Genomic DNA, 4869 nt, shown 5'->3' with positions numbered 1-4869 from the left:
CTTCAAAACCGCGACGGCTCCCGCCCATTCGCCCTTTTTCTCAAAAGTGCGGGCTGACGAATAGGCGACAGCGGGATCGCCTTTCTCGATGGCGACGGCGCGCCAGTATGCCTTCTCTTCTTTGGTCAACAGCTGCGACAGACCAAGCTGCGATCGAATGGGATCGTCGGAGGTATCTCCGAGTCGGCTGATCGAGTTTCGGTGACCGATCTTCGCCGCCCGAATGATTCTATCCGCGTCCGCTCGGAAGTTCGTGTCCGCTTTCTCCGCCAGCGCAATGATCGCGGTCTCGTCGCCCGCATCGGCGCGGCGCTCCAGCTCGCGGCGCTCCGCCGCATCCTGTTCGTCGCTGATTCTTCTTGCCTCGTCCCTCTTTCGGATCTCGATCTTGGCCTTGCGCCAGAGCTCGTTGGCACGGGCTTCCTCAGCGTCCGCCGCCGCTCTCTGCCGCTCAATCGCGGCGGCGGCATCCTCTGCCTGTTTCTTCTTGCGCTTTTCCTCTTGCGTTAAAGGAGCGACGTACTCCCGCTGCCAGTTTTCCTGCTTGCGCTGGTACGGCGGCGCGTAGCTATTGCCGAAGCTGTAGGGAGATTTGTACGTCGAGCTAGAGCTAGAGCGCAGACCGTCTATCAGATTTGCCGTGTACTGGCGCGTGTCCCGGAGAAACTGGGACGAGGAGTACGGCTGCGCGTGTGCCGAGCGGAGAGGAGCGAGGCAGATCAATGTGCCGATTATCGGTAGATACTTCTTCATCTTCATTTTAGCAAATTATACCTTACGACTATGCTATGGTCTCTCGTGACATAATTTTCCTTACTATCAAGAAAAAAAGACAGAAATGCATAATATTTAGACGGCACAGACCACGTTAATCAACCACACCAACGGTATGGAGAGCGCCGTCAACGACATTAAAGCGGCGCAGGGCACGCTACGTAATCTCGGCACCTGCATCAACGCCGACATCAGCGCCTACCGCAAGCTCATCCGTAGCCTCTTTTCTGCAGGCCACCCAATCCACACCAACCTGCCGTAAACAAAAACGCCCCTCCTTACTTCTTCCTCCCAGGATTGGGAGGAGGGCATCGGGTACAATATTCGCATGGCCGAGTTTGTTTATGTCAACGGGGAGTTTATTCCCAAAGAGCAGGCGACGATCTCTCTTTTTGATCACGGGTATCTCTATGGCGATGGTCTCTTTGAGGGCGTCCGTGTCTATGACGGGAAAGTCTTTGAGCTGCTGCCGCATGTTGAGCGCCTTCTCTCGGGGGCTCGCGCCTTAGGCTTTCCCCTAGGAGATCTGGACGAGACCAAAGCCTTCGAGGCGATTGTCGCCACCTGCCGCAAGAACGACCACCGCGATGGCTACATCCGGGTCAATCTGACACGTGGCACGGGACTTGGGCTAGATCCCAAGCACATCGAGCCCAAAGTCAATTTTGTGATCGCCACACGCCAGCTTGCACTCTACCCCCCGGAGCTCTACGAAAAAGGGCTGGACATGATCACCTGCTCCACACGCGTGCCATCACCGGACGCCATAGACGCACGGATCAAGTGCACCGGCAAGTACATCAACAATATTCTCGCGAAGATGGAAGCCAACCGAGTCGGAGCAGGCGAGGGCATCATGCTCAACCAGCAAGGCCATGTCGCGGAAGCAACCGGCGACAATGTCTTCATCCTCAACTCCGACGGTGTTTTTGTCACGCCGCATCCTTCCGCAGGCTGCCTCAAAGGCATCACCCGTGGTGTGGCGATCAAGCTGCTCCGCGAGCAGTTCGGCTGTGTCGTGGTGGAGGAAAACATGACCCTCCTGGACATCTACTCCGCCAAAGAGTGCTTCTTGACCGGAACCGCCGCCGAGATCATCCCTGCGGTTTCCCTAGACGAGCGCTTGATCGGCGACGGCAAGCCTGGCCCCAACACCGCCAAGCTCATCGAAGCCTTCCGCGCCTACACCAAGTCCACCGGCACCCCAATCTCCTCTTGAACCAAGAAGCCCGAGATTCTGACGGACGCACAGCGCTTCTGCGGGCTACTCGGGCCAACGATATTGCATCCGCGCGGCGCTTAATCGAAGCGGGCGCGGATGTGAATGCCAAAGATGCGATCCATGACACTCCCTATCTCTACGCAGGAGCTGAAGGGCATCTGGAGATTCTACGCCTCTGCCTCGCCGCTGGAGCCGATCTGAAAGACACCAATCGCTACGGCGGTACGGCACTCATTCCCGCGTGCCATCACGGCCACCCGGACACTGTTAGTGAGCTGCTCAAGACCGAGATCGCAATAGACCACATCAACAACCTCGGCTGGACGGCGCTCCTAGAGACGATCCTTCTGTCCGATGGCGGCCCCGTCCATCAAGACATTCTCAAACAGCTCCTCGACGCGGGAGCTAATCCCCACATCGCAGACCGTGAGGGAGTCACGCCGCTACAGCACGCCCAGCAGCGAGGTTATTCGGAGATGGTTAGCCTTCTAGCAGCTCAGCGAGCCTGATCTCTTCCAACGATAACACAATACGATCTGCGGCGGAGAGATCCATGGTCACGGTCATGGGGTTCGGGGTGGCGATGCAGTAGCACCCTGCGGCTTTGGCGGCGGTGACGCCATTGAACGAGTCCTCGATGGCGATACACGCGCTCGGTTTCACGCCAAAATGAGCCGCCGTTTTTTCATAGAGCTCCGGGTGCGGCTTGGCACGCTCGACATGGTCACTGGTGTAGATCGCCGAGAAGTGCGAGCGAAGTCCAAGGCGCTCTAAGTGCCCATGTACCCAGTCGTAGGGTGAGGATGAAGCAAGACCAATGTGGAGCCCATTTGTGCTCGCTTGCTCCAGCCAGTCCGTAACTCCAGGCCGTATAGGCTCGTCGTCCAGGGTGCGATAAAATATTTTGTGGCGCTGTGCGCGGAGTTTTTCGTGATCGAGCGAAGTCCCGACTAGCTCTTCCAGGTGCGTATAGGGATTAAACTTAGCATCCTGTGGCCCCACTCCAATTGCGGAGAGCCAGAGATTACGGGGAAGGATTTGATCGTGCTGATGGTAAATCTTCTCCCACGAGAGAAACTCTGGGGTCTCGGTATCCAGAATCGTTCCATCAAAATCAAAAATCAGTGCACGCATCCCCATTAATTTTAGCATCTTAAGCGAGTTTACCCGAATGCCTCAGCAACAAGCCCTTCGTCAGACCCAGCAACGCGTGATTATTCAGCCGCATCTGCCGCCCCGTGACCAAGCCGACCTGAAGATCGGGTGGACCTATGCGGCGATTACTTTCCCGTTAATGCTGCTTGCGATGCTGGCGATGATCGCGGGCTTTGGCTGGCTGGGCAGTGTTCTCTTCCACTCACCCGAGGGGGGCCTACTCGCGCTTCTGGGGCCACTGGTCTTTGTCTTCATGCTCCGCAAGATCAGCGTCGTGCGCCTAGAGCTGGACGAGCGCGGGGTTCATATCAAGCGCCTTCTGGCCCCCACGGAGACCATTGCTTGGGATCAGGTTGAGGAGATTTCCCCCGTGAGCCGCAAGGAGCTGGTCACGGAAGGCTGGATCTGCTGGCCGCCCAAAGAGCAGACCTTTTCGATGACAGCTCAGGGGCACTACAAAATCCGCCACAAGCGCGGCACGTTCTACTTCCCCCCCGCCGACCCACAGCACTTCGAGCAAAGCATCCAGCGCCTTCGTCAGCCGCGCCCCACACTGCCTCCGAACACCGAAGTCGTCTGGCGCAAGCTTCCCACAGAGATAAAAACACCCGCCGCTCCGAAAGAAGAGGCAGGTGTCACAAGCAACGCTCCCTGGTGGAAGGGTTAGAAACTACAGCAGGGTCTGGATGTAGTTGATCTGCCCTTCGTGGTAGGTGTTATTCCAGTACACCACATTCGCCAAGCCAGCAAGCGTGTAGGTTGCGCCCCAAGGCATGGTAACTTCGATGGTGGCGTCGTCCGCAGAAAGCCCATCCAGCGCCACGAAAAATGCGTCGGTGTTGGTTGCGAGCGTCGTTAGTAGTCCTTCAGGATTCGCCTCAAGCTCCGCTTGTGCTTTTGCAAAAGCCGCCCAATCAATCTCAGTAGCTGCCTTGGCTCCGATTATGCCAGTACACGCGCCGGTAATCAAAGCACACTCGGCAACCTGATTCAGAGCCGTACGCCCCTTGTCCAGCGGTGACCAACTTGCTTTCTCGCCTAGCTCGTTGATTAGTTTTGTCAGTGACCCGACGGATTGCCGAATCGCACCTTGTATCATACTCATTTTCAATAAAACCTCCGCTGGGTATTCTACCCAAGGTATGGCAAGTTATAGTAAGGTCGAGATAAACACAATCTGTCCCTGGTGATACGTATTGTTCCATTGCACCAACAATGCAAACGACTTCAGACTGCGCGTCCCACCTGGCGGCCCCCATACCGTGGGAATCTCTGTGGCAAGCTGCTCAGCCGTCATACTTGCAACCACCTTACAAAGCGCCTCCGTGTTTACATCCAGAGCCGACAGTCCCACATCAGGAGCCTCCGCGAGCGCATTGACTTTTTCCATGAAGGCGGCGTAGTCAAATTCAGGCTCTTTCCCTGTCTCCAGAATTCCCATAATGCCCGCCGTCATGATCGCACACTCCGCGATCTGGTGGGCCGCTGTTCTGCCTTTGCCTAAAACGCTCCAGTTTACGTTGTCACCCAGCCCCCGTGCAGCCTCCGCAACATCGGTTGCAGATGTGCGAATCAAATGGGTGTGACTCATTTTGGTTGAAGGAGTTGGGGGTGGCAATTTCAGGCATAATGTCTGTACCACAAAAATAACGCCAGGAGACTGCCATGACCCCCAACTCCCAAGAAATTGTACAACAGATCAAAGACAAATTCGAAGA

Annotated in this window: 6 protein-coding genes and 2 pseudogenes; 4 read left to right on the top strand and 4 right to left on the bottom strand. The window is 56.4% G+C overall.

Translation table 11 applies throughout. The features are described 5' to 3' along the window. A pseudogene (locus RMO15_RS31925) lies at nucleotides 1–759 on the bottom strand (hypothetical protein); the annotation flags it as partial. A gap of 130 nt (nucleotides 760–889) precedes the next feature. Between RMO15_RS31925 and RMO15_RS31920 the strand changes: the two are divergent. From RMO15_RS31920 to RMO15_RS31910, 3 genes and pseudogenes are all read left to right on the top strand, one after another. After that, nucleotides 890–1036 carry a hypothetical protein gene (locus RMO15_RS31920; protein ID WP_309722946.1) on the top strand — a complete coding sequence of 49 codons (147 nt, stop codon included), beginning with the start codon at nucleotides 890–892 and terminating at the stop codon, nucleotides 1034–1036. Nucleotides 1037–1102: 66 nt separating this feature from the next. Then, a complete protein-coding gene (ilvE, locus tag RMO15_RS31915; RefSeq protein WP_309722943.1) occupies nucleotides 1103–1993 on the top strand; it encodes a branched-chain-amino-acid transaminase in 891 nt (296 codons plus the stop codon). Between the two features lie 5 nt (nucleotides 1994–1998). Continuing rightward, a pseudogene (locus RMO15_RS31910) lies at nucleotides 1999–2505 on the top strand (ankyrin repeat domain-containing protein); the annotation flags it as partial. Here the strand turns inward: RMO15_RS31910 and RMO15_RS31905 are convergent. Further along, a complete protein-coding gene (locus RMO15_RS31905; protein ID WP_309722937.1) occupies nucleotides 2477–3148 on the bottom strand; it encodes an HAD family hydrolase in 672 nt (223 codons plus the stop codon). The pseudogene RMO15_RS31910 and the gene RMO15_RS31905 overlap by 29 nt on opposite strands. Nucleotides 3149–3167: 19 nt before the next feature. Between RMO15_RS31905 and RMO15_RS31900 the strand changes: the two genes are divergently transcribed. Next, entirely contained in the window at nucleotides 3168–3818 is a 651-nt protein-coding gene (locus RMO15_RS31900; RefSeq protein ID WP_309722934.1) for a hypothetical protein, read from the top strand. 3 nt (nucleotides 3819–3821) lie between these two features. Here the strand turns inward: RMO15_RS31900 and RMO15_RS31895 are convergent, their stop codons facing one another. Both RMO15_RS31895 and RMO15_RS31890 read right to left on the bottom strand, forming a co-directional pair. Then, complete coding sequence (locus RMO15_RS31895; protein WP_309722931.1) at nucleotides 3822–4256, bottom strand: hypothetical protein; 435 nt, start codon at nucleotides 4254–4256, stop codon at nucleotides 3822–3824. 45 nt (nucleotides 4257–4301) lie between these two features. Beyond that, nucleotides 4302–4727: a hypothetical protein gene (locus RMO15_RS31890; RefSeq protein ID WP_309722928.1), complete on the bottom strand. Its 426-nt coding sequence runs from the start codon at nucleotides 4725–4727 to the stop codon at nucleotides 4302–4304. Nucleotides 4728–4869 lie beyond the last annotated feature (142 nt).

The organism is Armatimonas sp. (assembly GCF_031410135.1).
Classification (GTDB): Bacteria; Armatimonadota; Armatimonadia; order Armatimonadales; family Armatimonadaceae; genus Armatimonas.
This window is presented reverse-complemented; position numbering and strand designations above follow the sequence as displayed.

What these genes read in the sequence shown, in the direction of transcription:
- RMO15_RS31920 (WP_309722946.1), top strand. Translation starts at nt 890, where the DNA reads ATGGAGAGCGCCGTCAACGACATTAAAGCGGCGCAGGGCACGCTACGT.
- ilvE (WP_309722943.1), top strand. Translation starts at nt 1,103, where the DNA reads ATGGCCGAGTTTGTTTATGTCAACGGGGAGTTTATTCCCAAAGAGCAG.
- RMO15_RS31905 (WP_309722937.1), bottom strand. Translation starts at nt 3,148, where the DNA reads ATGCTAAAATTAATGGGGATGCGTGCACTGATTTTTGATTTTGATGGA.
- RMO15_RS31900 (WP_309722934.1), top strand. Translation starts at nt 3,168, where the DNA reads ATGCCTCAGCAACAAGCCCTTCGTCAGACCCAGCAACGCGTGATTATT.
- RMO15_RS31895 (WP_309722931.1), bottom strand. Translation starts at nt 4,256, where the DNA reads ATGAGTATGATACAAGGTGCGATTCGGCAATCCGTCGGGTCACTGACA.